General features: G+C 60.1%; 21 protein-coding genes and 1 other RNA gene. 11 read left to right on the forward strand and 11 right to left on the reverse strand.

Going from position 1 to position 24,274, the window contains the following annotated elements:
• Positions 1–151: 151 nt before the first annotated feature.
• A complete protein-coding gene (locus tag CW267_RS06040) occupies positions 152–1,462 on the forward strand; it encodes a carbohydrate porin (protein WP_023323147.1) in 1,311 nt (436 codons plus the stop codon).
• A 135-nt stretch (positions 1,463–1,597) separates the two neighbouring features.
• On the opposite strand, the gene CW267_RS06045 is transcribed toward CW267_RS06040, so the two are convergent.
• The 3 genes from CW267_RS06045 to CW267_RS06055 are packed head-to-tail and all read right to left on the reverse strand — an operon-like array spanning position 1,598 to position 5,755.
• Complete coding sequence (locus CW267_RS06045) at positions 1,598–4,042, reverse strand: glycoside hydrolase family 3 protein (RefSeq protein WP_100781487.1); 2,445 nt, start codon at positions 4,040–4,042, stop codon at positions 1,598–1,600.
• Entirely contained in the window at positions 4,017–4,640 is a 624-nt protein-coding gene (locus CW267_RS06050; protein WP_012967403.1) for an NADPH-dependent FMN reductase, read from the reverse strand. Before CW267_RS06050 ends, CW267_RS06045 begins: the two co-directional genes overlap by 26 nt.
• A gap of 20 nt (positions 4,641–4,660) precedes the next feature.
• On the reverse strand, positions 4,661–5,755 hold the full coding sequence (locus CW267_RS06055; RefSeq protein WP_014907086.1) for an LLM class flavin-dependent oxidoreductase: 1,095 nt from the start codon (positions 5,753–5,755) through the stop codon (positions 4,661–4,663).
• Positions 5,756–5,957: 202 nt separating this feature from the next.
• Between CW267_RS06055 and CW267_RS06060 the strand changes: the two genes are divergently transcribed.
• Entirely contained in the window at positions 5,958–6,602 is a 645-nt protein-coding gene (locus CW267_RS06060; RefSeq protein ID WP_012967405.1) for a TetR/AcrR family transcriptional regulator, read from the forward strand.
• 11 nt (positions 6,603–6,613) lie between these two features.
• Here CW267_RS06060 and CW267_RS06065 read toward each other — a convergent pair whose 3' ends face one another.
• The 3 genes from CW267_RS06065 to CW267_RS06075 form a co-directional block, all read right to left on the reverse strand.
• Positions 6,614–7,861, reverse strand: coding sequence for an MFS transporter (locus tag CW267_RS06065; RefSeq protein ID WP_012967406.1), 1,248 nt, complete (start codon positions 7,859–7,861; stop codon positions 6,614–6,616).
• A gap of 269 nt (positions 7,862–8,130) precedes the next feature.
• Positions 8,131–9,630, reverse strand: a complete 1,500-nt coding sequence (locus tag CW267_RS06070; RefSeq protein ID WP_012967407.1) for a GMC oxidoreductase — start codon at positions 9,628–9,630, stop codon at positions 8,131–8,133.
• Positions 9,631–9,758: 128 nt separating this feature from the next.
• Positions 9,759–11,216 carry an MFS transporter gene (locus tag CW267_RS06075; RefSeq protein WP_023298093.1) on the reverse strand — a complete coding sequence of 486 codons (1,458 nt, stop codon included), beginning with the start codon at positions 11,214–11,216 and terminating at the stop codon, positions 9,759–9,761.
• A 220-nt stretch (positions 11,217–11,436) separates the two neighbouring features.
• On the opposite strand from CW267_RS06075, the gene CW267_RS06080 reads away from it, so the two are divergent.
• From CW267_RS06080 to CW267_RS06095, 4 genes are all read left to right on the forward strand, one after another.
• Positions 11,437–12,210 carry a TIM barrel protein gene (locus tag CW267_RS06080; protein ID WP_023323142.1) on the forward strand — a complete coding sequence of 258 codons (774 nt, stop codon included), beginning with the start codon at positions 11,437–11,439 and terminating at the stop codon, positions 12,208–12,210.
• A gap of 20 nt (positions 12,211–12,230) precedes the next feature.
• Positions 12,231–13,244 carry a sugar phosphate isomerase/epimerase family protein gene (locus tag CW267_RS06085; protein WP_049011101.1) on the forward strand — a complete coding sequence of 338 codons (1,014 nt, stop codon included), beginning with the start codon at positions 12,231–12,233 and terminating at the stop codon, positions 13,242–13,244.
• 11 nt (positions 13,245–13,255) lie between these two features.
• Positions 13,256–13,648, forward strand: coding sequence for a DUF6379 domain-containing protein (locus CW267_RS06090; protein WP_012967411.1), 393 nt, complete (start codon positions 13,256–13,258; stop codon positions 13,646–13,648).
• Positions 13,649–13,920: 272 nt separating this feature from the next.
• Complete coding sequence (locus CW267_RS06095; RefSeq protein ID WP_032736298.1) at positions 13,921–14,400, forward strand: RrF2 family transcriptional regulator; 480 nt, start codon at positions 13,921–13,923, stop codon at positions 14,398–14,400.
• A 66-nt stretch (positions 14,401–14,466) separates the two neighbouring features.
• Here the strand turns inward: CW267_RS06095 and oqxB are convergent, their stop codons facing one another.
• Positions 14,467–17,619: a multidrug efflux RND transporter permease subunit OqxB gene (oqxB, locus tag CW267_RS06100; protein WP_023298090.1), complete on the reverse strand. Its 3,153-nt coding sequence runs from the start codon at positions 17,617–17,619 to the stop codon at positions 14,467–14,469.
• Positions 17,620–17,642: 23 nt separating this feature from the next.
• Positions 17,643–18,818 (reverse strand): multidrug efflux RND transporter periplasmic adaptor subunit OqxA, encoded by a 1,176-nt coding sequence (gene oqxA / locus CW267_RS06105; RefSeq protein ID WP_008806106.1) that lies wholly within the window; start codon positions 18,816–18,818, stop codon positions 17,643–17,645.
• Between the two features lie 333 nt (positions 18,819–19,151).
• Between oqxA and CW267_RS06110 the strand changes: the two genes are divergently transcribed.
• The gene (locus tag CW267_RS06110; protein ID WP_048268071.1) at positions 19,152–19,505 is read left to right on the forward strand and encodes a helix-turn-helix domain-containing protein; all 354 of its coding nucleotides are present in this window, start codon (positions 19,152–19,154) and stop codon (positions 19,503–19,505) included.
• 19 nt (positions 19,506–19,524) lie between these two features.
• Here CW267_RS06110 and CW267_RS06115 read toward each other — a convergent pair whose 3' ends face one another.
• Complete coding sequence (locus CW267_RS06115) at positions 19,525–20,097, reverse strand: flavin reductase family protein (protein WP_008806104.1); 573 nt, start codon at positions 20,095–20,097, stop codon at positions 19,525–19,527.
• 210 nt (positions 20,098–20,307) lie between these two features.
• Between CW267_RS06115 and CW267_RS06120 the strand changes: the two genes are divergently transcribed.
• Together CW267_RS06120 and CW267_RS06125 are read left to right on the forward strand one after the other, a co-directional pair.
• Positions 20,308–21,192 carry a LysR family transcriptional regulator gene (locus CW267_RS06120; RefSeq protein ID WP_012967415.1) on the forward strand — a complete coding sequence of 295 codons (885 nt, stop codon included), beginning with the start codon at positions 20,308–20,310 and terminating at the stop codon, positions 21,190–21,192.
• A gap of 124 nt (positions 21,193–21,316) precedes the next feature.
• A complete protein-coding gene (locus CW267_RS06125; RefSeq protein WP_012967416.1) occupies positions 21,317–22,117 on the forward strand; it encodes a hypothetical protein in 801 nt (266 codons plus the stop codon).
• A gap of 279 nt (positions 22,118–22,396) precedes the next feature.
• On the opposite strand, the gene ssrA is transcribed toward CW267_RS06125, so the two are convergent.
• Positions 22,397–22,759, reverse strand: a transfer-messenger RNA (tmRNA) gene (gene ssrA, locus CW267_RS06130).
• Positions 22,760–22,903: 144 nt separating this feature from the next.
• Positions 22,904–23,386, reverse strand: a complete 483-nt coding sequence (smpB, locus tag CW267_RS06135; protein WP_002914164.1) for an SsrA-binding protein SmpB — start codon at positions 23,384–23,386, stop codon at positions 22,904–22,906.
• A 149-nt stretch (positions 23,387–23,535) separates the two neighbouring features.
• Between smpB and CW267_RS06140 the strand changes: the two genes are divergently transcribed.
• Together CW267_RS06140 and CW267_RS06145 are read left to right on the forward strand one after the other, a co-directional pair.
• Complete coding sequence (locus CW267_RS06140) at positions 23,536–23,973, forward strand: type II toxin-antitoxin system RatA family toxin (RefSeq protein WP_008806099.1); 438 nt, start codon at positions 23,536–23,538, stop codon at positions 23,971–23,973.
• Positions 23,963–24,253 (forward strand): RnfH family protein, encoded by a 291-nt coding sequence (locus CW267_RS06145; protein WP_004145682.1) that lies wholly within the window; start codon positions 23,963–23,965, stop codon positions 24,251–24,253. The genes CW267_RS06140 and CW267_RS06145 overlap by 11 nt, the downstream gene beginning before the upstream one ends.
• Positions 24,254–24,274 lie beyond the last annotated feature (21 nt).

Consider the following 24,274-nt stretch of genomic DNA (forward strand, 5'->3'; position numbering starts at 1 on the left):
GGGAACGGGAGGTTATTATTTAAAAAAGCCTACACCTTATTTAGCGTTAACTTTCAGCCTAATTAATCCCTGTTAATAAACGTATTGTGACGAATTTATTTTTCACGATATGGCGCATCTTACCTGCAAAAAATAAAAATGAGGGTTTATTATGAGTCTCTGCTGTACCGACGTAAGTAAGAAAATAATTTTTCCCCTTTCGGCGCTGACGCTGGCGATATTCTCCAGTACCGCGCTGGCGGATACCTGGACCTGTGAGCAACTGGATAAACTGAATACCCGCTCCGCGCAGGTCGTCAGCCCTCCGTCGACCTGCGAATCGCTTATCGGCGATATTGGCGGCTTTCGCAGCGCGCTGGCCGACCGCGGCTGGGGCGTTCAGTTAAGCTGGAACCCGATGGTGATGTACGATCTGAAAGGCCAGTCCGCCGACCCGCAACAATATGCCGGGCAAAGTTTTACCTGGTCGCAAAATATGTCTTTGAACGTCACCTACGATTTAAGCCGAATTGGGTTTACTAAAGACGCGCAATTTACTTTCTCTCCCCAGTGGGCGACCTCGAATTATCATGACAGTTATCCGGAGCTGCATAATATTGCGGTGCTGGCGGTGAACCAACCCTTATTAAACGGCCAGCTGGAGCTGCAATATGGTTTTTATCCGTTAATTCGCCAGTTTTACGGCATGGTGCTGGGGGGCAACTCTTCTTCAGCCGCGCTGGGGCCGACCAGCGTGATCCCGGTGCAGGTGGGGATCAGTCTCAACGCGCCGACGCCGACCTTCACCGCCATCGTCCGCGATAGCGAAAAGAAGTTTTATAACAACTTTGCCGTCAGCCGCAGTATGTCGCCTGCCGGGCACCTCGACGACGTGGAGCAGAACCCCTCGGGCCTGAAATGGCACGTTGATGGCGCCAACCCGATCCTGGTGGATGAGTTTGGCTTTAAGCAGCCGGCGGGCGAGTCGCAGCGCTCGCTGTGGTTCCGCGCCGGGGCAATCTACAACACCTCGCATTACCAGTATTTTGACCAGCCCGGCGACAGCAGCAGTAACTACGCGTTCTATGTCGCCAACACTGTGCAGCTGACCCAGCCGAAAAAAGGGCTTCCGCTGGGGCTGTATCTTGATGTGAAAGCGGACTATGCTCCGGACGATCGCAACGCTTACACCAGCGACTTCCAGGTCACCTTCTTTGATATCGGCCTGTTTCCCGGCCGCGAGCAGGATATGACCTCGCTGGGCTATACCCGCTCCTTTATCAGTAAAAAGTTCCGCGATTATGTCGGCGAGGCCGGGATGGAGGCGCCGCAGAGCATCAACGCCATCTCCCTGTCGCACGCTCTGCGCCTGACCAAAGGCATTTACTGGATCAACGGTATCACCTGGCAGGATAACCCGACGCTGGTACCGAAGCATGAGTCGGCGGTTCTCTGGCAGTCCTCCATGTACTGGAACTTCTGACCACAGACCACCTGAGGATTTTAACCCCGCCCGCCGGTACGCTGCCGCCGGGCGGTTTTTTTCGCGAACCGGTTGGCGGATGGACAAAAAAAGAGGGTCGGCACGTTGCCGACCCTCTTTGCCATCGATCCGGGTTTAGCCCCGGTGGCTGATTTTCCCGTCGGGGGTCAGTACGAAATCGAAGGTTGCCCGGATATCGTCGCTGGCGAAACCCACCGCCAGCTGCCAGGGGCCGCTGGCCAGTTGCCATTCCTGGGCAGGCACCTGCCAGCGCTGCAGCGCGTGACGCGGCAGGTCAAGGGTCAGGGTGGCTTCGTCGTGCGCCGGGACGCTGACTGCCGCAAACTCCGCCAGCGCCGACCACGCCGTCTGCGGCCCCCGCAGGTAGAGCTGGACCACCGCTTTCCCGTCGCGGGCGGCGCGGTTTTGCAACTGGCAGCGCAGCTGCAGCCCGTCCACCTCGTCGCCTGTCAGTGCGGCGGCATTGAGGGTGATATCGGCATACCCCAGACCGTGGCCAAAGGCCCAGGCGGCGGGACGTTCGCGGGCGCTAAACCAGCGATAGCCGACCTGCTGGCGCTCGTGATACCAGAGGTCGCCCGCGGCGTCCGGCGTCAGGCTGCGTACCGGATAGTCATCCAGGCGCTGGGCGAAGGTGACCGGCAGGCGACCGCCAGGTTCACGATCCCCGGCCAGCACCGAGGCCAGCGCCGGGCCAAACTCCTGGCCCGGATACCAGACGACCATCACCGCCGCCGCGTCGGCGAGACACCCGGTATCCACCGGATGGGCAACGTTCAGCACCACCACCGTCCGCGGGTTCGCCGCGCAGACGGCGCGGATCAGGGCAACCTGATGCCCCGGTAGCGCGGTGGCGTCGCGGTCGATGCTCTCCAGACCGGCATCGGCCGTTTCGCCAATCACCAGCACCACGCTGTCGGCCGCCCGGGCATGGTCGACCGCCTGCTGCAGCAGATCGATGGTTTGCGGGGGCTGGCAGCCAAACCAGATGCCGTGGGCGATACTGCTACCGAGCGCCATCTCGGCCCGGAAGGTCAGGGATTCCCCGGCCTGTAGCGGAAATTCAAGGCGAGTATGGGGGGCCTGCATCAGCTTGCCCATGATATCCCCGTCCAGCGCCTCGCCATTGAAGGTCGCCACGCGTTCGCCGTTCAGCTGCAGGGCGACCTCCCCGGTGCCGCCGATCCAGAAGCCGTAGCGGCCGCTGACCGGCGCGGTGAACTGGCAGCTTACTGTCACGGTGGCGCGTTCGGTCAGGCGCAGCATGTCGCCGACGCCCGGCATATCGCGAAACCAGATCAGCGAGGAGGCATCGCGCACCTCCCGGTGAACCACCTCCCCGGCGGCGGTGGCGTAGGCAACGTCCAGTCCGCGTTCGCCGGCGGCGGTGCGCAGCGGCAGATGATGCAGAGGCGGGATGCGGTAATCGCTCTCCACCCCCTGGGCATAGCTTATCTCAACCCCGGCGGCGGAGAAGCGCTGACGAATGGCCTCCAGGGGGGAGATCAGTCCCGGCATCAGCGCCACTCTGGCAAAGGTCCCGCCCTGGAAGCAGGGCGTCGTGGCGTTGGGACCCATCACCGCCAGCCGCTGTCCCGCCTGCGCGTCGAGAGGCAGCAGCCGCTGGCGATTGTGCAGCAGGACAAACCCCGCCGCCGCGGCTTCCTCCAGCGTGTGGCACCGCTGCGCCTGGGCGGCCGCAGAGCCATCCCACGGCAGAGGATGGCTGACCCGTTCGGCCAGCCGCGCCAGCCGGGCGGCGGCATCGTCGAGACGCCGGGCATCGCTGTCGGTATCCATCAGCGCAGGCAGCAGGTGGTCGCCCATATGGCGGGCCGGGCCCGGCATCTCCAGATCCAGTCCGGCGCGGAAGCTGGCCGGGCCATTCTGGGTGCCGAACCAGTCGGACATCACCAGCCCGTTCCAGTCGAGATCGCGCTTCAGCCACTGGCTGATGGCCTGATGCTGCTCGGCGCAATAGATCCCGTTCACCCGGTTATAGGCGGTCAGCATGCCCCAGACACCGCGGCTGGCCGCCACTTCGAACGGCCAGAAATAGACTTCGCGCAGGGTGGCTTCATCGACGACCACGTTCATGGTCCGCCGATCGGTTTCTGAATCGTTACAGACCATATGTTTGACGATGCAGCCCACTCCCTGGCGCTGAACGCCGTCGATCCACGCCGCGCCCAGCTCGGCGATATGCCGCGGGTCTTCGCCAAAAAGCTCAAACGCGCGGCCGGCAAGGGGGCTGCGCAACAGGTTCAGGTTAGGCGCCAGCAGCGCCTGCGTCCCGGTGCGCAGCGCCTCCTGACCGATGACGCCGCCCACCCGGCTGACCAGCTGGCGGTCCCAGCTGGCGCCAAGCGCCAGCCCGCAGGGGCTGAGCAGGGCAATATCCCGCTCGTCAACCCGGCCGCCGGTGATCCCCATCGGGCCATCGGACAAGGTGACCGATCCCAGCGTGGAGTGCGGGATAGGGTGGGTAGACCACATCCCCATCCCGGCGGTGAGCCGTACTTTTTCGGCAACGCTAAGCGACAGACTGAGCGCAGGCATCGGCATGTCTCCGTAAGAGGGCGTCAGGGGTGAAGGCCAGCGACTGTTCGGCTACGGTGGCCAGCGCGCGCTGGACCGCGTCGTCGGTGCAGCGGCCCTCGCTGTCGAACAGCGACACGCCGGCGGTGTTGAGGGTTACCCCCAGCGGGGTCGGCCAGCCGCGCAGGGCATGAACGATACCGCGCATGGCGCCGAGGGTGGTGTTGCACCCCTGCCAGCCGGCGGCGGTAACGATGCAGCCCACCGCCCGGCCATCGAGATAGACCCGGCTGTCGCCGCGCAAATCTTCCAGCAGGTCGATGGCGTTTTTCACCAGGCCAGACACGCCGCCGTGGTAGCCCGGCGAGGCCAGCAGAATGCCGTCGGCCTGGCGCACGGCTTCCACAAACGCTACCTCCTGCGGCGTGCGGGTGGTCACTTCCGGGTTAAACGGCGGCAGGGCCGCCAGTTCAGCGCCGCCGAACAGCTGGGTTTGCGCGCCGAGCGTGCGGGCATGGGCCAGCGCGGCGGCGAGGGCGCGCTCGGTGCTGGAGCCCGGGCGGGTAGTGCCGCCGATACCGATCAGCAGCGGCGGGCGCGAGAAAACAGGCTTATTCATAGCAGGATCTCCCGGTCGGATTAGCGAAAGCGCGGCAGGATCTGGTCCGCGAACAACGAGATCGACTGCTGGCTCAGGCGCAGGCGCTCCTCGGTCAGCGGGCCGTTGGTGAAGCCGAGCAGCACGTTGCCGATGCCCAGCTGCTGGTGGCGTTCCAGCTCTTCGGCGACGGTCTCCGGGCTGCCGTACAGGCACCAGGTTTTGATCCACTCTTCGCTGAAACAGTCCGGATGGCGGTGCAGCGTAACGCCGCTAAACTCTTCCGCCCGCTTGTTGTACTCATATTCCCGGTCGATGGCCTGCTGGTACCAGCCCATGATCTGCAGCATCTCCTCGCGGGCCTGCTCGTCGGTGGGGGCGATATGGACGCACTGCCAGGTATGGGTGGTCCACGAGAGGCAGTGGTTCACCACCTCGTCGCTATGGCCGGCGTTGAGCAGGGCATCGCGGTAGCGGGTGAAATAGTGGGTCAGCTGGCCAAACGGATCGTTGCTGGCCGGGATCGGCGGAGTAAACGCGGGTATAAAGGCCGGCCAGCCGTTGTCGGCGGCGCGCTGCATGCTGGTTTCACGCAGGGCCACCGGCATGATGCGGTTAAACGGTTTTTGCCAGGGGGCAGGAACAATGCGCTGGACCACCGCGCCCTTATAGTGGCCGGTCTCGAAGATGATCGGATCGTCTTCAATGTTTTTCTCCCACAGCCGCTGGACCAGATCGAGGTTCTCCTGCAGCAGGCTGGAGGCGTCCTTGTAGTTCACGCCAAAGCCGATCATCTCTTCCGGCGTGGTGCCGCTGCCGATGCCCACCAGCAGGCGGCCTTCGGTGAGTTGATCCAGTAGGTTAACGCGCTCGGCGAAGCGCACCGGGTGGTGCAGCGGGACGGTGGTGACTGACATGCCAAAGTGGATCTTTTTCAGCTGTCCCGCCAGGTATGCGGCGAAGACAAACGGATCGCTGGACATCGGCGCATAGCCGGTAAAGTGATGGTCTGGCATAAAGACCGCATCGAAACCGCGATCTTCGGCCTGGCGCGCGTGATCGATCAGTGACTGCATCACGAAACGATCCTGCTCGGGGGCAGTGGAACGGCCGACGAGGAAAACAGAGAAACGCATAGCAACTCCTGGGTTGTGTGGTGGTTGTTATTATTAAATGGAACTAGAATTATGATTCTAGTTGTTTATCAAAGAATGAAAATGACCGCCATCACACTTTTGCCACATGGCCCACAGGTGAGTCGGGCGGGTAATTTGCAGCGCGGTTGCTAACTGCAATACACTGCGGGGGTTTTCTATGGATAAAGAGGTGAGAACTGCGATGACCGATCTTCCCGCGATGCGCCAGCCGAAACAGGACCGGAGCCGGGTGGCGCTGGAGCGGCTGATGGCCGCCAGCCGTGAAATCCTGCATGAAGGCACCTTTGAGCTGCTGACCATTGCTGAAATCAGTAAACGCTCGGGCGTTTCTGTCGGCTCGATTTATGCCCGCTTTGGCGGCAAAGAAGATCTGTTTATCGCCGTCATGATGGAGGTGATGCAGGAGCTGGACGCCGAATGGCAGCAACTGATCCAGCAGCTGCACGCACGCAATCTGCCGCTGCGCCAGCGGCTTCCGGCGCTGATGGATGTCCAGGCGGAGTATCTGCGCCGCCATGCCGGGATCCTGCGGCCGTTTATGGCGCGGGCGGATGATGAGCGCGTGGCGGGGATTGGTAAAGCCGCTTATCAGAAAAACGAACAGACCTTTATCGACCAGCTGCTCGATGCCGCGGCGGAGATCCGCCACCCCGAGCCGGAACAGGCCGCCCGCTTCTGCTTTACGGTTTCGTATGCCGCGCTGGCCCGCTTCCTCGGCCTGGGGTCGGCGGCAGAAGCTGCCGGTGAGGGCGACTGGGAACAGCTCAAACGCCATCTGGGCATGATGTGTCTGAGCTATCTGGTCACCCCCGTCGAGGCCGGCTAAGCCGCGGGATCTTACTTCGCTAACTGCCAGGCGCTGGCCTGCTTATGCTGACGCAGGCGCTGGCTATGACGGGAGAAGGTATAAAGAAATATCGCGGCGGCCAGAACCAGCGCCGCGATGCCGAGCGTCAGGAAGGCGCTCAGCACATCGTTCCCGGCCCGAAGGCGGATCGCGCCGACAATAATCGGGCTGACGAACATGCCCGCGAAGAAGGCCCCGGACCAGGCGCCCATCGCCCGGCCGCAGTAGGCGGGCGGAATCAGCGACCCTACCCAGTAAATCATCGCGTTAATCGCCATTCCGGCCCCCAGCTGCTGGATGGCGGAGCCGATCCCCATGGCGATCACCGTCCGCGATTCGCCCACCACCAGCATCCCGATCCCCATCAGGCAGAGCATGATGGCGAGCACGCGCTCCGGCGTATAGCGGCGGGAGACCAGACCGAACAGCAGCGAACCGACAGGTACGGCGAGGCTGACCAGCGACATAATCAGGCCGATACGCTGCGGAGTGGCATTTTGCAGAGTATGAAAGGCGTTGGCGCCATTGATGGTGTACACGTAATAAATGATGGCGCAGACAAACGTCAGCACGCTGAGGGTGATCACTCGCGGCCACGGAAACTGATTATGCTGCGCCGCCTGGGCAGCGTGCTGCGGACGGGCCGCCTGAGCCGGTTCGAACATCCAGAAGTACATCGCCAGGAACAACAGGATGGCGACAAAGTAGATCATAAAGGCGCCGTTCCAGCGCAGGGCGGTCAGATAGCCGGAGCTGGCCAGCACCAGCACCGCCAGCGCCGGGCCAATTACCCCCTGCACCGTCAGCCAGAAGCGGCGCTGTTTGTCGTCAAAGTAATCGATCAGCATGGTGTTAGCGATGGTCAGCACTACCGCCTCCGCCAGTCCGACGCCGAGGCGGCTGCAAAAGATGCCGGTCAGGGAGGTGATGTAGAGCGGCATTGTGCCGCAGATGCCATACAGCAGCGTGGCGCTGAGCAGCAGTTTACGGCGGCCAAATTTATCCGCCAGCCAGCCGGTGCAGGGCCCGGCGATGGCGATCACCAGACCGGGCGCGGTGAGCATCAGCGGTACCAGGGTTTCGACATAAGGCACGCCGGCGAAGTGCTGGATCAGCGTCGGGACCGCCGGCGCCAGGGAAACGATCGCCAGGATGGGTAGAAAGGCGGTCAGGGCGATGATGATGCCCTGGATCGCGCCGGCTTGCGGCGCGTGGGGCGGATTCAGGCTATGGCTCACGACGTTCTCCTTTTATCGCGCGGGTCGCCTGTCGTCGGCGGTGGCGCGGTTTTTTAGTATGCAGGTCAGGGATACAGGTGGCGGCGGGAATCGCCGCGGATTTAAGAGTAGGAGCAGGAACGGCGCGGGGAAAAATTGTGATTACGTATGTGATCCATCACAAACAAAAATACCATTGAGTTGTTGTGGTTTTGCGGCAATAAAAAAGGCGACCGATGTCGCCTTTCGCGGGGAACCAGGGCCGCTTTTACCCCGGTAAGCCAGAGGCGCTACAGCAGCCGCGCCACGATATCATCCGCGGCAAGGATCGCCAGGGCGACGCTGGTCAGCGTCGGGTTGCAGGCGGTTGAGGTGGGGATCACGCCGTTGCCGCCGACGTACAGATTGTGAAAATCCCAGACCCGCGAGTGACGATCGGCCACGCTGCTGCCGTCGTTTGCTTCTCCCAGGCGACAGGTTCCCTGGTAGTGCAGCGAGGTGCCTGCCGGCAGGATAATGGCTTCTCCACCGGGCGCCACGCGGCCCAGCGCGACGCCGACGCGTTCGGTCACCGCCACCGCCTGCTGTAACCGGCGGCGATCGCCGTCGGTTAACTGATAGTTCAGTTGCATTTTCGGCAGCCCTACGGCGTCGGTGTTATCACTGAAGACGATCCGATCCTCCTCGCGTAGCTCCTTAGCGAGAAACAGCCCCAGACCGACCACCGGCTTCGTCGGGCTCCCCGGCGGCTGGGTAAAGGCGATCGGTGAGGTATCCATCTGCATCAGCTGACCGTGGAACGGGAAATCGGGCTCATGAAACGGCAGCCAGGTGACGCCGGAGACATTGTCCCGTCCGTCGCGCACCGGGTTGGCCTGCGCGGCGACGGCAGGCGGGGCGTCCACTTCAATCAGGGCGATCACCTGTGGCTGATCGTTGAGCCAGCGGCCCAGCGCCCGCGGGCGGATGCCTGAGGCGTACAGCAGTTGTGGGGTGCGCAGCGCATCGGCGGCGACCACCACCGCTTTGGCCGTCACCACGTACTGTTCACCGCTGCGCAGATCGCGCATCTCCGCTCCGCGGGCGACGCCGTTCTCGCTGAGGATCCGGGTGCACAGGGTGGCGGTGCGGATCTCCACCCCGCGCTGGCGGCGGGTCTCTTCCTCCGCCAGCTCGCCGAGCACCGCGTCGACGCCGGACCAGCGCGGTTTGCCCTCCGGCGTCGCGGCGCAGGCCAGCGGCATAGGCTGCGCCAGCCGCGCCGGGGGACGGTCGCTGGCGAAGTGCTGGTTAAGGGCATCGACGATTTGCCGGCCGATGGCGGTGGCCGGAAATCCTTCGCGGGTCACCTGCAGATAATGCTCTGCCGATTCCCAGGCGTCAGCCATCTCTCGGGGATCGAGAAAAGGAATGACTTCGCTGCCGCCCGGCCGCGGACAGGCGCAGGTCCAGTGGACGCCCATGCCGCCGAGGTTAGTGGAGAGCGCTGCAGCCGGCATGCCGCTGTGGGGCGACGCCGGGTCGAGGAGGTGGGTGCCCGGCCGCGCCTGCAGAGCGTCTGCCGGCAGGCTCTCCGGCAGGGCGGCCAGCGGAAACGCCCGGGCGCTGGCGTACGCCGCTTCCCGCTGCTCAGGCGCCAGGTTACGGATATTGACGCCGGTCGCGGGGGTCAGCGCTTCGCCAGCCTCCACCACCAGGATCCGCGCGGCGCTGCGATCGGCAATTCGGCGGGCAAAGGCGGCGCCCACCGGGCCGCTGCCAATAATCAGTACATCGATGTTTTCATCCATATCAGTTCTTACCTTTTATTGTTCTCCGGGCGTATGCCCGTTGCAGGTGTACAGAAAATAGGTACTACAGCCTGGTGCGTCCTGATAAATGGTTCCTCATGATAGCAGCCATTGCCGGACGCGATAGGTCATGGCTTACCCGCCGGGGGAAGCACTGAGGCGGGCAGCAGGCGGCTGAGGGCGGCAATCGCCAGCAGGATCAGGGCGCCAAGGGTCAGCAGGGTGATAAAGGCCCCGCGCCAGGCCTCCGGTGCGGAGGCGCTTTGCGCCAGATAGAATCCGCCGAGGGTCGCCATGCCGAGGGCGGCGCCAAACTGCTGGCCGGTGCGAAATAATCCCGACGCCGCGCCGGCGTGGGCCACCGGTATCGCCGCCATAGCAAAGGCCGGCAGCGGGGCGGAGATAAGCCCCATCCCACAGCCGCACAGGCCGAACCCAAGACCCAGCGCGGTCAGCGGCAGCGTCCCCGGCGCTGCGGCGATCCCGTAGCCCATCAGCAGTAGGCCGCTCATCTGTACCGCCACCCCAACCAGCGTCACGTTGCGCCCAAGACGAAGTGACAGCCGGCGTCCAGCGACGGCGATGGAAAACATCGCCCCAAGCGCGAAGGGGATATGCATCAGGGCAGTGTGGAACGGGCTGAAGCCCAGTCCGCTCTGCAGCACCAGCGCGGTGGCCAGCAGCAGCGAGGCGGTGGTCAGCTGATAGAGCAGGGTGATGATAATCCCGGCGCGAAAAAAGCGGTCGCGCAGTACGGCTGGCGGCAACAACAGCGTGCCGCCCCGGCGTTCGCGTCCCAGCAGATGGCGCCAGAGGAGTGACACCGTGATGACCGACAGCAGCGGCGGCAGCACCATCCAGGCCGGCCAGCGCAGGGCGGGGCCTTCGATCAGGGTGAGCAGCAGCGCGCCGCCGCCCACCACCGCCAGCAGGGTTCCCAGCGGATCGATGCCTTTCGCCTCCGGGCTGCGCACCGCCGGGAGCACCCGCCACGCCAGAGCGACGGCGATGGCGATCACCGGCACGTTGATCAAAAAGATCGGCCGCCAGCTGAGGCCGAAAAGATTGCTTTCGATGATGATCCCGCCAAGTACCGGGCCGAGGATCCCGGCGGCGCCGCCGAGCAGGCCGAAAATACTCATCACCCGAAAACGCTCGTGCGGGCGATACAGAACCTGCATCAGGGAGAGGATTTGCGGGCCCATCATCGCCCCGCTGGCCCCCTGCACAATACGCATCGCGACCAGCATTTCCGGGCTGGTGGCCAGCCCGCAACCGGCCGACGCGGCGCCAAACGCCAGCAGGCCGCTAATGAACATCCGCCGGTAGCCATACAGATCGCCGAGACGGCCGCCGGTAAGCAGCAGAATGGAGAAAAAGAACAGGTAGCCGGTGACCACCCATTCGATTTGCCGCGGGCTGGCGAGCAGGTCGCGCTGTACCACCGGGATGGCGACATTGATGATTGAAACGTCGATGATCTCCAGCACCAGCGCTATCGAAACCACCAGCGTGGCCAGCGTGCGCTGCCGTTCGCTGGTGTAGGGAGGCGCCTGAACTGTGGCCGCCGAAGCGTTATTGAGCATGATGTACCTTCAGATTTAGTTAAATACTTGTTAAATAATATTGACAATTTATAGCAATCAGAGATTAGAATTAGAGCACTCATTCTGGTTATGCCGCGTCAGATCCTGCCGTTGACCGATAAGCCAGAGGGGAAGGCGTCACACTGCCGCTCCGAAACAGAATAAGAATTCTTATTCTAATTTTGTTTGTTTTGATCTGGCAAGTAGAGAAGGGGGTCGGATGTATTTGTCCGCATGTATTGAATGGCTGTTTCGTGAAGAGTATCCCGATTTCAGCGATCGGGTCCGGGCGGCGAAAGCGCAGGGATTCAGCCACGTTGAGTTTCACCTCTGGCGCGATAAACCGCTGGCAGCGCTGGCGCAGGCGCTGGAGGAGACGGGCGTGACGCTGTCTAGCTTCGTGGTGGAGCCCCGGCGCAGCCTGGTGGATCCGGCGGAGCATGAGCAGTTTCTGGCGGCAGTGAGCGACAGCCTGGCGGTGTCACGTCAGCTGGGGTCGCCACCGCTGGTGGTAGCCTCCGGCTTCAGTCGTGAAGGGGTCGATATTGCCGAGCAGCGGGCGCAGGCGGTCCACATCCTGCGTCAGGCAGCGACGCTGGCGGAAGCCGCCGGGGTCACCCTGCTGCTGGAGCCGCTCAACACCCGCATCGATCATCCGGGGATGTTCTTAAACGATACCCGGCTGGCGCTGGATATTATCGAGGCGGTCGACAGCCCGCGGCTGCAACTGCTGTTTGATGTCTATCACTCGATGGTAATGGAAGAGGAGATGGAGGAGGTGCTCGCCGGCAGAATGCATCTGGTGGGGCACGTGCAGATAGCGCAGGCGCCGGATCGTAACGAACCGGATCCGCGCAGCGGCGAGTGGCCAGCGCTGATCGCCAGGCTGCAACGGCTGGGCTACAACGGGGCCATTGGTCTGGAGTACAAACCGTCGCTGCCCGCAGCGGCCTCGGTAGCTCGCGCCCGCGAAGCGACCGGCTTATCCTGTTAAACAACTTACCTGGTACTTTTATGACTCAGAAAATAAAACGCGGCGTCAGTCTGTATAGTTTTCAGAATGAGACCTACCTCGGCAAAATGTCACTCGATCAGGCGATCGGTCACTGCGCGGCGTTCGGCGCCCGCGGCATTGAAGTCGTCGGCGAACAGACCTTCGCCGGCTGGCCCGAATGCGGTATGCCGGAGGCGGCGATCGCCGACTGGCATCGCCTGATGCAGCGCCATGATACGGTGCCGGTATGCCATGACTTTATGCTCGACTATAAGCGATATAAAGACCGGCCGATGCCGTTTGACGAGCAGGTGCGCAGCGTACAAAACGACATCGACTTTGCCGCCCGGCTGGGCATGCGCTATATCCGCTCCCTGGTTTCCGTGGCGCCGGAGGTGCTGGTGGCGGCGGCGCCTTATGCGGAAGACAAAGGGATCACCATTCTGCTGGAAGTGCATGCCCCGCTGCATTTCGATCATCCGTGGATTATTCGCCATGCCGAAGCCTATGAAAAAGCCCATACCCGGGCGCTGGGTTTCCTGCCGGATATGGGGATGTTTTTAGCCCGCTTCCCGCGGGTGTGGAAAGAACGCTTTATTCGTAATGGTTGTCCCCAGGCGGCGGCGGACTTTATCGAGAAAGCCTATGAAGACCGGACGCTCAGCGAATACGTGATCCTGGATGTGATGCAAAAATGGGGGCCGGGCCCGCAGTTGGCGATGGCGGAAACCCTGCGCCACAACGCGGCGTTCGAGCCGAAGCGGATGCTCGATTTTATGCCGCGGATCCACAACATCCATGCCAAATTCTATGAGATGACCGACGAGATAACCGAGTGGTCGATTTCCTACGATGAGATCTTCCGCGTGCTGCAGAAGGGTGGCTATGAGGGATATGTGTGCTCCGAGTACGAAGGTAACCGCTGGGTGGAAGACGCGCAGGAGGTGGACAGCCTGGAGCAGGTCCGCCGCCAGCAGCTGATGTTCTGCCGCCTGTTAGATGAAACCCCACCCCCGGCGCTGCTGGGCCAGTAAGGAGCATTATCATGTTTGATCAGCATATTATCTGCCGTGAAGGGTTCGACAACGTCACCCGCGACGGGGAAATTATCGGCGTGCGCTTTTTGGCTCGTCTGCCTTACTACCGTGGCCTGGGGCTGTCGATGGTGGAAGATATCGCCGTGACCCTCAACGGCGAAGCTATCCCACGGCAGGCGATCCGCCTGGCGCTGCGCGGCCGGGAGTGGACGCTCGACGAGCTGGAGAGCGTCTACGATGACCGGTGGAACTTCGGCGAAAAGGCCACCATCACCGTACTCAAACCAGGCGGCCTGCCGGCCGGATGGCATCGCCTGAAGGTGGCCGAGAGGCTGCGGATCTCTTACCTGCCGTTTGTGCCGGTGACCACCTTTGAAACCGAGCTGGAATTAACGGCCTAACACCCCGCAGGATCCGCTGCCGTTATGGCAGCGGATTTCTATAACACGGGGCAGCCACTGGGGAGCGGTGAGGCGATTGCCGTTCAGGAAAACCGGTACGGAAGGGCGCGTTTTCTCAGCCTGCCTTTGCCGACGAAATCAGAAAATTTACTTCGCAGGCTAACCGCAGATTGCTTCAAAAAAATTCCCGTATTTGTTATATTGTTGTTCATTGATTATTCACCTCTGCGGTGCCAAAAAGAACAAGATTCACCGCAACCCAGGACAATACCATGTTAGATTACCGCTTCCCGACAGCTTTGCAGATGGTTCTCAGCGTAGCAATGGCGGAGCAGATGGGTGAACGTTCGACGAGTGCGATTCTGGCCTACGGCCTGGAAGCGAACCCGAGCTTTATCCGTAAACTAATGGTTCCGCTTACTCGTGACGGCATCATCGTCTCCACGCTTGGCCGCAACGGCTCTATTCATCTTGGCCGCCCGGCGGACAAGATCACCCTGCGTGATATCTATCTTTCGGTTATTGAAGATAAAAAGCTGTGGGCGTCGCGTCCTGAAGTTCCGGCTCGCTGCGTGGTCAGCGCCAACGCCTGTTGGTACTTCAAATCGATTGCCGATGAAGCAGAGCAGGCTTCGCTAAACGTCCTTGCTCGTCACACCGTGGCCAGCGCGCTGGAGGCGGTCAAAAACGCCGATACCAGCGGCTGCGATCCGGTGCCGGAAATGATCGCCCGCTTTAAGAAAGCGCTTTAATTCCTATCTGATGACGAAAAAAAACCGCCTTCATTGTGAAGGCGGTTTTTTGTTATCTGCTGCAGGCTAGGCGGGCAGATCCTCCTGGACCGGCTTCCTGCGGGTCACCAGTTTCCGCAGCGTCACGTAAAACACCGGCGTCAGGAACAGACCGAACAGCGTTACGCCCAGCATCCCGGAGAACACCGTGATCCCGGTGACACCGCGGACTTCCGCCCCCGCGCCATGGCCGAGGATCAGCGGAATGGTCCCGGCGATAAAGGCGATGGAGGTCATCACGATCGGGCGCAGACGCAGGCGGCATGCCTCCAGCGCCGCTTCCATGATGCCTTTCCCCTGGATCTCCAGTTCGCGGGCAAACTCGACGATCAGAATGGCGTTTTTACAGGCCAGGCCCATCAGGACCACCAGCCCCACCTGCACGAAGACGTTGTTATCGCCCCCGGTCAGCCAGACGCCAAACAGCGCGGAGAGCATCGTCATCGGCACGATAAGGATCACCGCCAGCGGCAGGGTCCAGCTTTCATACAGTGCGGCCAGCACGAGGAACGCCAGCAGCACCGCCACCGGGAAGACGATCAGCGCCGTGTTGCCCTGGGTGGCCTGCTGGAAGCTCAGATCCGTCCACTCAATATTCATCCCATTCGGCAGGATCTGCTTCGACAGCTCCTCCAGATGCGTCATCGCCTGCGAAGAAGAGAGGATCCGCGGATCGGCATCGCCAATCAGGTCCGCCGCTGGATAACCGTTGTAGCGGATCACCGGATCCGGCCCGTAGGTGGTACTGATATTCACCATACTGCCGATCGGCACCATTTCGCCCTGATTATTGCGGGTGCGCAGATTAGCAATATCTTCCACGCTCTCGCGGAATGGCCCATCGGCCTGGGCCATCACGCGCCAGGTACGCCCGAACTGGTTAAAGTCATTGACATAAGACGAGCCGAGATAGGTCTGCAGCGTGCCGAACAGATCGGTTAGCGACACCCCCTGCGCTTTCGCCTTATCGCGATCGACCTGCACGTCCAGCTGCGGCACGTTAGCCTGGTAAGTCGAGATCGGGAAGTGCATCCCCGGCGTCTGCATAATCGCCCCGGACATCGCATTCACCGCGCTTTGCAGCGCGCCATAGCCCAGCCCACCGCGATCCTGGATGTACAGGGAGTAGCCGGAACCCTGACCCAGTCCTAAAATCGGCGGCGGCAGGATGGAGAAGCCAAAGCCCTGCTGGATTTGCGCGATTTTGGCGTTGATCTCCGCGTTAATTTCCGCCGCCGTGTGTTTGCGCTGGTCGAACGGTTTCAGGCCAAAAAAGACCGTCCCGGTATTCGGCGTGTTGGTGAACTGCAGCGCGTTAAGCCCCGGGAAAGCGACCGCATAATCGACCCCTTCGGTATTCATCCCGATCTCGCTCATTTTGCGGATCACCGCGTCGGTGCGCGCCAGCGACGAACCTTCCGGCATCTTCACGCCGCCAATGAGATACAGCTTATCCTGGGTGGGAATAAACCCGCCGGGGACGACTTTAAACATCACCCCAGCGGCGCAGAGCAGCAGCAAATACACCACAAACACCGCGCCACGGCGTCCGAGGGTTTTGCTCACCAGTCCCTGATAGCCGTTCGAGCTGCGCAGGAAAAAGCGGTTAAACGGACGGAAAATCCAGCCAAACAGACGATCGATCAGCCGGGTAGGGAGGTCTTTCTTCGCGCCGTGCGGCTTTAACAGCAGGGCCGCCAGCGCCGGGGAGAGCGTCAGCGAGTTGATGGCCGAGATCACCGTCGAGATGGCGATGGTCACCGCGAACTGTTTGTAGAACTGGCCGGTGACCCCAGAGAGAAACGCCATCGGCACGAACACCGCACACAGCACCAGCGCAATGGCGATAATCGGCCCGGAGACCTCACGCATCGCCTGATGCGCCGCGGCAAGCGGCGCAAGCCCCTCTTCGATATTACGCTCAACGTTCTCCACCACCACGATGGCGTCGTCCACCACGATACCGATAGCCAGTACCAGCCCGAACAGGCTCAAGGTATTCAGCGAGAAGCCCAGCAGATAGAGAATGCTGAAGGTACCCACCACCGATACCGGCACGGCGATCAATGGGATAATCGACGCGCGCCAGGTCTGCAGGAACAGGATCACCACCAGCACCACCAGCACCACTGCTTCCAGCAGCGTCTGCACCACCGCGCGGATGGAGTCGCGCACGAAAACCGTCGGGTCGTACGGCGCCGCCCATTTCATATCTTCCGGGAAGCGGGTGGCCAGCTCGGCCATTTTGGCGCGTACCGCGTTCGACAGATCGATGGCGTTAGCCCCCGGCGACTGGAAGATACCGATCCCGACCGCATCCTTATTGTTGAGCTGGGAGCGCAGCGCATAGCTGCCGGAACCCATCTCGATGCGCGCCACGTCGCGCAGGCGGACCAGCGAGCCATCCTGCGCCGTTTTCAGAATGATATTGCCAAACTCTTCTTCGGTATGCAGACGGCCCTGGGCGTTAATGGAGATCAGGAAATCGCTCTCCTGCGGCAGCGGCTCGGCACCAAGCTGTCCGGCAGACACCTGGACGTTTTGCTCCTGCATCGCCGTCACCACATCCGAGGCTGTCAGACCGCGGGCCGCGACCTTATTGGGATCCAGCCAGACGCGCATCGCATATTCACCGGAGCCAAAAATCTGGATCTGGCCGACGCCGGGCAGGCGCGCCAGCTCATCCTTCACTTTCAGCGTGGCGTAGTTGCGCATATACAGCGAGTCGTACTTACCGTTTGGCGAAAACAGATGCACCACCAGGGTTAGCGTCGGAGACTGTTTCTGGGTGGTGATGCCCAGACGGCGTACATCCTCCGGCAGACGCGCTTCCGCCTGCGCGACCCGGTTCTGCACCTGAACCTGCGCCTGATCCGGGTCGGTACCCGGGCGGAAGGTGACGGTGGTGACCAGCACGCCGTCGGAGCCAGCGACCGATTTCATGTACATCATGTTTTCAACGCCGTTGATCGCTTCCTCCAGCGGCGTCGCCACGGTCTCGGCAATCACTTTCGGGTTGGCGCCGGGATACTCCGCGCGCACCTGGACGCTCGGCGGGACGACGTCCGGATATTCGCTCACCGGCAGCAGCGGGATAGCGATTAACCCGGTGATAAAAATTAAAATCGACAGCACCGCGGCGAAAATCGGCCTGTCGATAAAAAAGCGGGAAAAGTCCATGTGTTGGATTCTCTGATTAGGGATCAGTTGAGGGCGGCGCTGGTGGTCATGGCAACGGTTTTGGCATTCACCGGCATACCCGGCATAAACACTTTTTGTAACCCGTCGACGATGACGCTATCCCCAGGGTTCAACCCCTTCTGAACGATGCGTAAACCGTCTGCCAGACGCCCCGGGGTAATATCACGTCGCTGCGCTTTACCATCTTTATCAACGATATAGACGTATTTACGATCCTGATCGGTCAGTACCGCTTTGTCGTCGATCAGCGTGGCTTTGAACTCGGCGCTGCCCGGCAGACGCACGCGGGCAAACAGCCCCGGTGTGAACAGACGCTGCGAGTTATCCAGCAGCGCGCGCATGCGGATGGTGCCGGTACTCGGCGTTAACTGATTATCAAGAAAATCCACTTTGCCCTGATGGGGGTAACCCTCCTCGCCAACCAGGCCAATCTCCACCGGGAGCGCCTGATTATCGCTGGACGCCCCTTGCCCACGGCGGGCGAGGTTTTGATAGTGGAGGTAGGTTGACTCGTCGACGTCAAAGTAGACGTACACCGTCTTCTGCGAGACCAGAGTGGTGAGCACGCTGGCGGTGTCGCCCGCGGTGACCAGGTTACCGCTGGTGATCAGCGCCCGGCTGGCGCGGCCGTCAATAGGGGCGGTCACTTTGGTGAAGTCGAGGTTAAGCTGCGCGGCATCCACCGCCGCCTGCGCGGCGCGAATATCAGCCTGCGCCTGAACCGCGGCTGACCGGCGCTGCTCCCACTCTTCACGGGAGACAAGATTGGTATGGACTAATTTATCGGTGCGGTTCGCCTCGCTTTGCGCCAGGCTGGCCTGCGTTTTGGCTCTCGCCAGCGTCGCCTGCGCCTGCTCCAGCGCGGCGCGATAGGTTCTGTCATCTATGGTGAACAGCACCTGGCCCTTTTTCACCTCCTGACCGTCGGTGTAATTCACTTTATCAATATATCCCGAGACGCGAGGGCGAAGCTGAACGCTCTCCACCGCTTCAATGCGACCGTTAAAACTATCCCACTGACTGATCGACTTCACCAGCACCTTAGCGGCGCTGACCGTCGGGGCGGGAGGCGCGGCATTTTGCGCGACGCTGTCGTCGCAGCCGACGAGCAGAAAGGAGAGCATCATCGCGCCGAGCGCGGTCAGGTGAATGTTTCCCCAGGTTTTTTGCAGGCTCATTATTTTTATTCCGGTAATTGTAGCCGCCGGGCAAGACGCAGCGTGAGAGGCCGCGCCACTTCCTTTGTCCGGGCTGGCTTAAGGCCATTTGTGTCGATCATCGCCACAAAACTGTAACAATTTCGAATACACTATCGCGGCGATTGTAGGAAGGCGCTTAACTAAGTGCAATAATAATTGTTGCACTTTATGTGCGGTCCAGGGGGGAGACAAAAACCGCGATCCCGGCGTGGATTTAAATGTAACAATAAAACTTGCATTTTGTGTAAAAACAGGCCACCTTTAAATGCAACTGACAAAGATGCTTTTAACCGGCTGCGCGGAGGTAACATGATGAATACTGGCGCCATCATTCAGGATCTGATCGACTGGATCGACAACCATCTTGATAGCCGTCTGGATATTGACACCGTTGCCCGACGATCCGGCTATTCGAAGTGGCACCTGCAGCGGATCTTCAAAGAACATACCGGGCAGCCCCTCGGAGAATATATTCGGGCGCAAAAGCTGCAAAAGTCGGTTGAACGCTTAGCCCACAGCAACGAGCCGATCCTGAACGTGGCGATCGCCCTCGGCTTTGACTCCCAGCAGTCCTTCAACCGCAGCTTCAAGCGCCAGTACGGCCAGGCGCCCGGCGTCTGGCGCCGGAGTATCAGCCGCTCTGCAGGGCAAGCATCTCGTCAGTGATCTTCATGACCGGGGAGGATCAGTCCTGACCCGGTCCATGATCGAATTTGCTGCCTTTGCCGATGGCATAGAACTGCCCGCCTGCGACATAGTGAACGGTCCGTAGCTCGTCCGGCGCATCATCAAAAATCCAGTGTCCGTTACGGAATACCCGGTCATCGCTCCAGGCGGCGACGATGTCGCCCAGAAACAGATTGTGTTGCTGCTGAATGTCCGGGTAGGGCATCACTTTGCACACCAGCCAGCCGGCGCAGCCTGCCACGAGGGGGATGTCGAACCCCGGCTGATAAATGAAGGGGATGGAGTCATTTTTATCCGGCGCGTCGGCATAGCTGCGCCCGCCAGCGTAGAGGACGGTTGCCATCTGGCTGACTACGGGGATCTGCACCACGAAATAGCCGCTCTTTTCCACCAGCTGACGTGTGAAGGCCTGGGGGCCGATATAGGCCACCACTTTTCGCTCGCCTGCCAGCCCAACCCAGGCGGCTGACATGACATTTTCGACACCATCATATTTTGCGGAAATCATGGTGGTGGACCCGACCTGCAATAAACGATAGGCCTTACTTAATTCGACAGGCTGAACGGACATGGTTTTTCCTTTGTGCATGCTATTTAACGTAATGATTATCTGGATATTTATTGAGGGCATGTTCATTTTCGGGCCCCCTTCGTAATCCACCGTGCAACGATACGCCAGTCGATTAAGCGAAAAAAGGTGCGTAAATTGTTTTCATTATTCATAATTAACGAATAATCATGCCGTCAGTCGGTAAGTTGCTTGCTTCAGGAGAGAAAGAAGGTGGATCGTATCCAGGCTATGCAGATGTTTATGCGCGTTGCGGAGGCAGGGAGCTTCGTGCGTGCCGCGGAAACCCTTTCCCTGCCTGCCTCCACTGTCACCAGTACCATTAAAAACCTTGAGCAATACCTGAAGGTGCGGCTGCTGAACCGGACCACAAGGCGGGTGAGTCTCACTCCGGAAGGGCTGCAGTATCTGGCGCAGTGCCGGGAAATTCTCGCCCTCATCGAACATAGCGAATCCAGCCTCAGCGAGTCTGTCGCGCGGCCTCAGGGGCGCCTGCGGGTTGATATGCCCGCGGGCATCGCGCATTTCATCGTCATGCCGCATCTGCCGGACTTTTACCGGCGCTATCCCGATATCTACCTGATGATCGGCGTCAGCGATCGGCAGGTCGATCTGATTCAGGAAGGTGTCGACTGCGTGATACGCATGGGAGAGCTGAACAACTCCAGCCTGGTGGCCCGCCCTCTGGGCCGCTTTCGCTGGGTAACCTGCGCGTCGCCGGACTATCTCAGGGAATATGGCGTGCCGTCGTCACCGGAGGCGCTCTCTAAGCACCGGGCGGTGCATTATTTCTCCGGCCAGGCGAGACGGGCCGATGAGTTCCGCTTTGTTCGCCACGGGGAGACCTTTTCTGTACCCGTCAGCGGCAACGCCGCGGTGAATGAAACGGGGCTCTATATAAAAATGTGCCTGGCGGGCTTCGGGCTGGCGCAGCTGGCGGAGAATATCGTTGCTGACCACCTGCAGGAGGGGAGACTGGTGGAAGTGCTGACGGACTGGCAGCCGCCCCCGGTACCCGTCACATTGCTCTATCCGCACCAGCGCTTTCTCTCTCCCGCTGTGCGGGCGTTTGCTGAGTGGATGAGCGAGGTGGTCTGAGGGAGGTATTGCTTGCATTTAGCGCTTCGCGATGGAGCGTAGGGTTCCAGCAGAAATATCTGGTCTGCTGATGAATCGCTCGATATTCTGTAATGCTTTGTCTTTTTTGTGAACAGGAAAAAGTATGCTTAATACGCTACCCGATTTACACAGAAGTTTTGCAGAGCAACTGAAGCTTAAATTACAGTCTGATTCGCGGATCCACTCCCTTCTCGCTGGCGGCTCGTTTATCCATGGCGGGTTTGATCAATACTCCGATCTGGATTTCGTGGTGGTGGTCGACCCTCTCTATTATGACGAAATCATGGCTCAGCGTATGGCGTTCGCCGGAACGCTCGGCCATCTGCTACATGCTTTCACCGGGGAACACGTCGGTGAGCCTCGCCTGCTGATCTGCCTGTTTGGCCCGGAACTTCTGCATGTCGATCTGAAATTTATCACTCTGGACATGCTCACTCAGCGCGTTGAAGAGCCTGCCGTGTTATTTACCCGAGATAACGATGCTCTAGAGCGACAACTGGCAAAATTTAGCGCGCACTGGCCGGATATGACGCCGGAGTGGTTTGAGTCCCGAGCCTGGATCTGGCTGCATTATGCCGTGGTTAAACTGGGCAGGGGGGAACTCTTCGAAGCGATGGGGATGCTGTCTTTCTTCCGGGAACAAGTGCTGGGGCCGATGCTGTTCCGTCGCGCCAATCTACCGCAACGCGGTGTTCGCCGAATAGAAGCCCTCGGCATTGATCCCGATGGCCTGCTGACTTCCACCCTGGCAACGCACGATCGTCACTCCGTCGGGATTGCCATTCGAAGGGCTGCTGACGCTTATGTCACTCTGCGGGCTGATGCGTTGCCTGACAATATCGCAGACGATGCAGCGCGTCGGGCGGTCCTTGCCATGCTGGACGTGTATTCTGCCAAGGGGTAAATCTATCTCTCCGGCCGCGGACGCGGCCGGAGGGTGAAAGGGTTGTGCGAGTGTCGTGGGAGGTCTAATTCTGAGAGGGGGGGTTGGCGGGTAATTGGTAGCGCGAAAACAACAGAGCTTTTCGTTGGGCCTATCAATGGGCCTAAAAGGTTCGGATTTAATGAGTTCTCTTCGGACTTCGCGGGATAAATTCAAGGCACAAAAAAGCCCGCAGGGCTTGCGCCGTGCGGGCTTTCAGGACTTCATCGGATGACTCTGGTAATCACCGATGGAGAATTTTGGTGGAGCTGGCGGGAGTTGAACCCGCGTCCGAAATTCCTACATCCTCGGCACTACATGCTTAGTCAGTCTTTACATTCGCTTGCCAGCTGCGGACAGACACGCCACTAACAAACTAGCCTGATTAGATTTAACGCTTCAACCCCAGGCAGGGCATCCACGCGATCTCTTTTGGGTTTGACCTCTCTTTGATCCCCGTCTTAAGAGCGGAAGCTAGGGAGAGAGGGCTCAGAGCAGGTTATTAAGCTGCTAAAGCGTAGTTTTCGTCGTTTGCGACTATTTTTTGCGGCTTTTTACGAGGCCAACCGCCCCTCGGCATGCACCTTGGGTTTCGCAAATCCCGTCGAATCCAGAATCAGCCCCAATGTGTAGGTCAAGTATAACAGATTTGTGAATGTCGTTACCAGCCCCATCACGCAGGATTATTTCAGCAGGGTGGACGAAAAAGCAGCATCAACAAGGATATAGCGTAAGGGCCAGCGAGAGCTGGCCCTCGGGGAGGGGAAATTAACGTCCGGCGTGCTTCATAATACGCGCCTTATCCAGCGCCCATTCACGATCTTTCAGATCGGTACGCTTGTCGTGTTGTTTCTTACCTTTGGCGACGCCGATTTTCACTTTGCACCAGGCGTTCTTCCAGTACAGCGACAGGGCGACAACGGTATAACCTTCGCGGTTAATGCGGCCGTACAGCGTGTCGAGTTCGCGCTGGTTAAGCAGCAGCTTACGAGTGCGCGTCGGGTCGCACACATAGTGGGTGGAAGCCACGGCCATGGGCGTAAAGTTGGCGCCGAACAGGAAGGCTTCGCCATCCTTCAGGATGACATAGCTATCGCCGATGTTGGCTTTGCCTGCACGCAGGGATTTGACTTCCCAGCCCTGCAGGGCGAGACCAGCCTCGTATTCATCTTCGATAAAGTATTCGTGACGGGCGCGTTTATTCAGCGCAATGGTGGCTGATCCAGGTTTGTGGGCTTTTTTCTTAGTCATAATGTCCTGAAGTCATCGTCTTATACACAGTTACCTCGATCGCATCCTGCGAGGTGTACTGCGCATCTTAGCACGAGTTGCGGCACAGCGTTTTTTTTAGCAGCAGATAAATGATATTATTTGCACTGTGTTTAAATGTGGAACCTGCTATGCCTCAGATTAGCCGTACTGCGCTGGTGCCTTTCAGCGCGGAACAGATGTATCAACTGGTAAACGATGTGAAGTCCTATCCTGATTTTCTGCCAGGCTGCACCGGTAGCCGCGTGCTGGAATTCGGGCCGACGCAAATGACGGCGGCGGTTGATGTGTCCAAAGCCGGCATCAGTAAGACCTTCACGACCCGGAATACACTGACCAGCAACCAGAGCATTTTGATGAGCCTGGTGGATGGCCCGTTCAAGAAACTGATTGGCGGCTGGAAGTTTATTCCGCTGAGCCCCGAGGCGTGCAAAATCGAGTTCCATCTCGATTTTGAGTTTACCAATAAGCTGATTGAGATGGCCTTTGGCCGGGTCTTCAAAGAGCTGGCCGCCAACATGGTGCAGGCGTTCACTTCGCGCGCCAAAGAGGTCTACAGTGCCAGCTAATATTCGTGTTGAAGTCGCCTACGCGCTGCCTGAAAAGCAGTATTTGCAGCGAGTCACCCTGGATGAGGGAGCGACGGTCGAGCAGGCGATTATCGCCAGCGGGCTATTGGCCTTGCGTGATGATATCGATCTGGCGAAGAACAAGCTGGGTATCTACAGTCGTCCGGTTAAGCTGCATGACGAAGTTCACGACGGCGACCGGGTCGAAATCTATCGCCCGCTGATCGCAGACCCGAAAGAACTGCGTCGCCAGCGGGCAGAGAAAAGCGCTGCGAAGTAACCCACAGCAGCAGACCGGCTA

Origin of the sequence: Klebsiella sp. X1-16S-Nf21 (genome assembly GCF_002837615.1) — a bacterium.
Lineage (GTDB): Bacteria > Pseudomonadota > Gammaproteobacteria > Enterobacterales > Enterobacteriaceae > Klebsiella > Klebsiella variicola.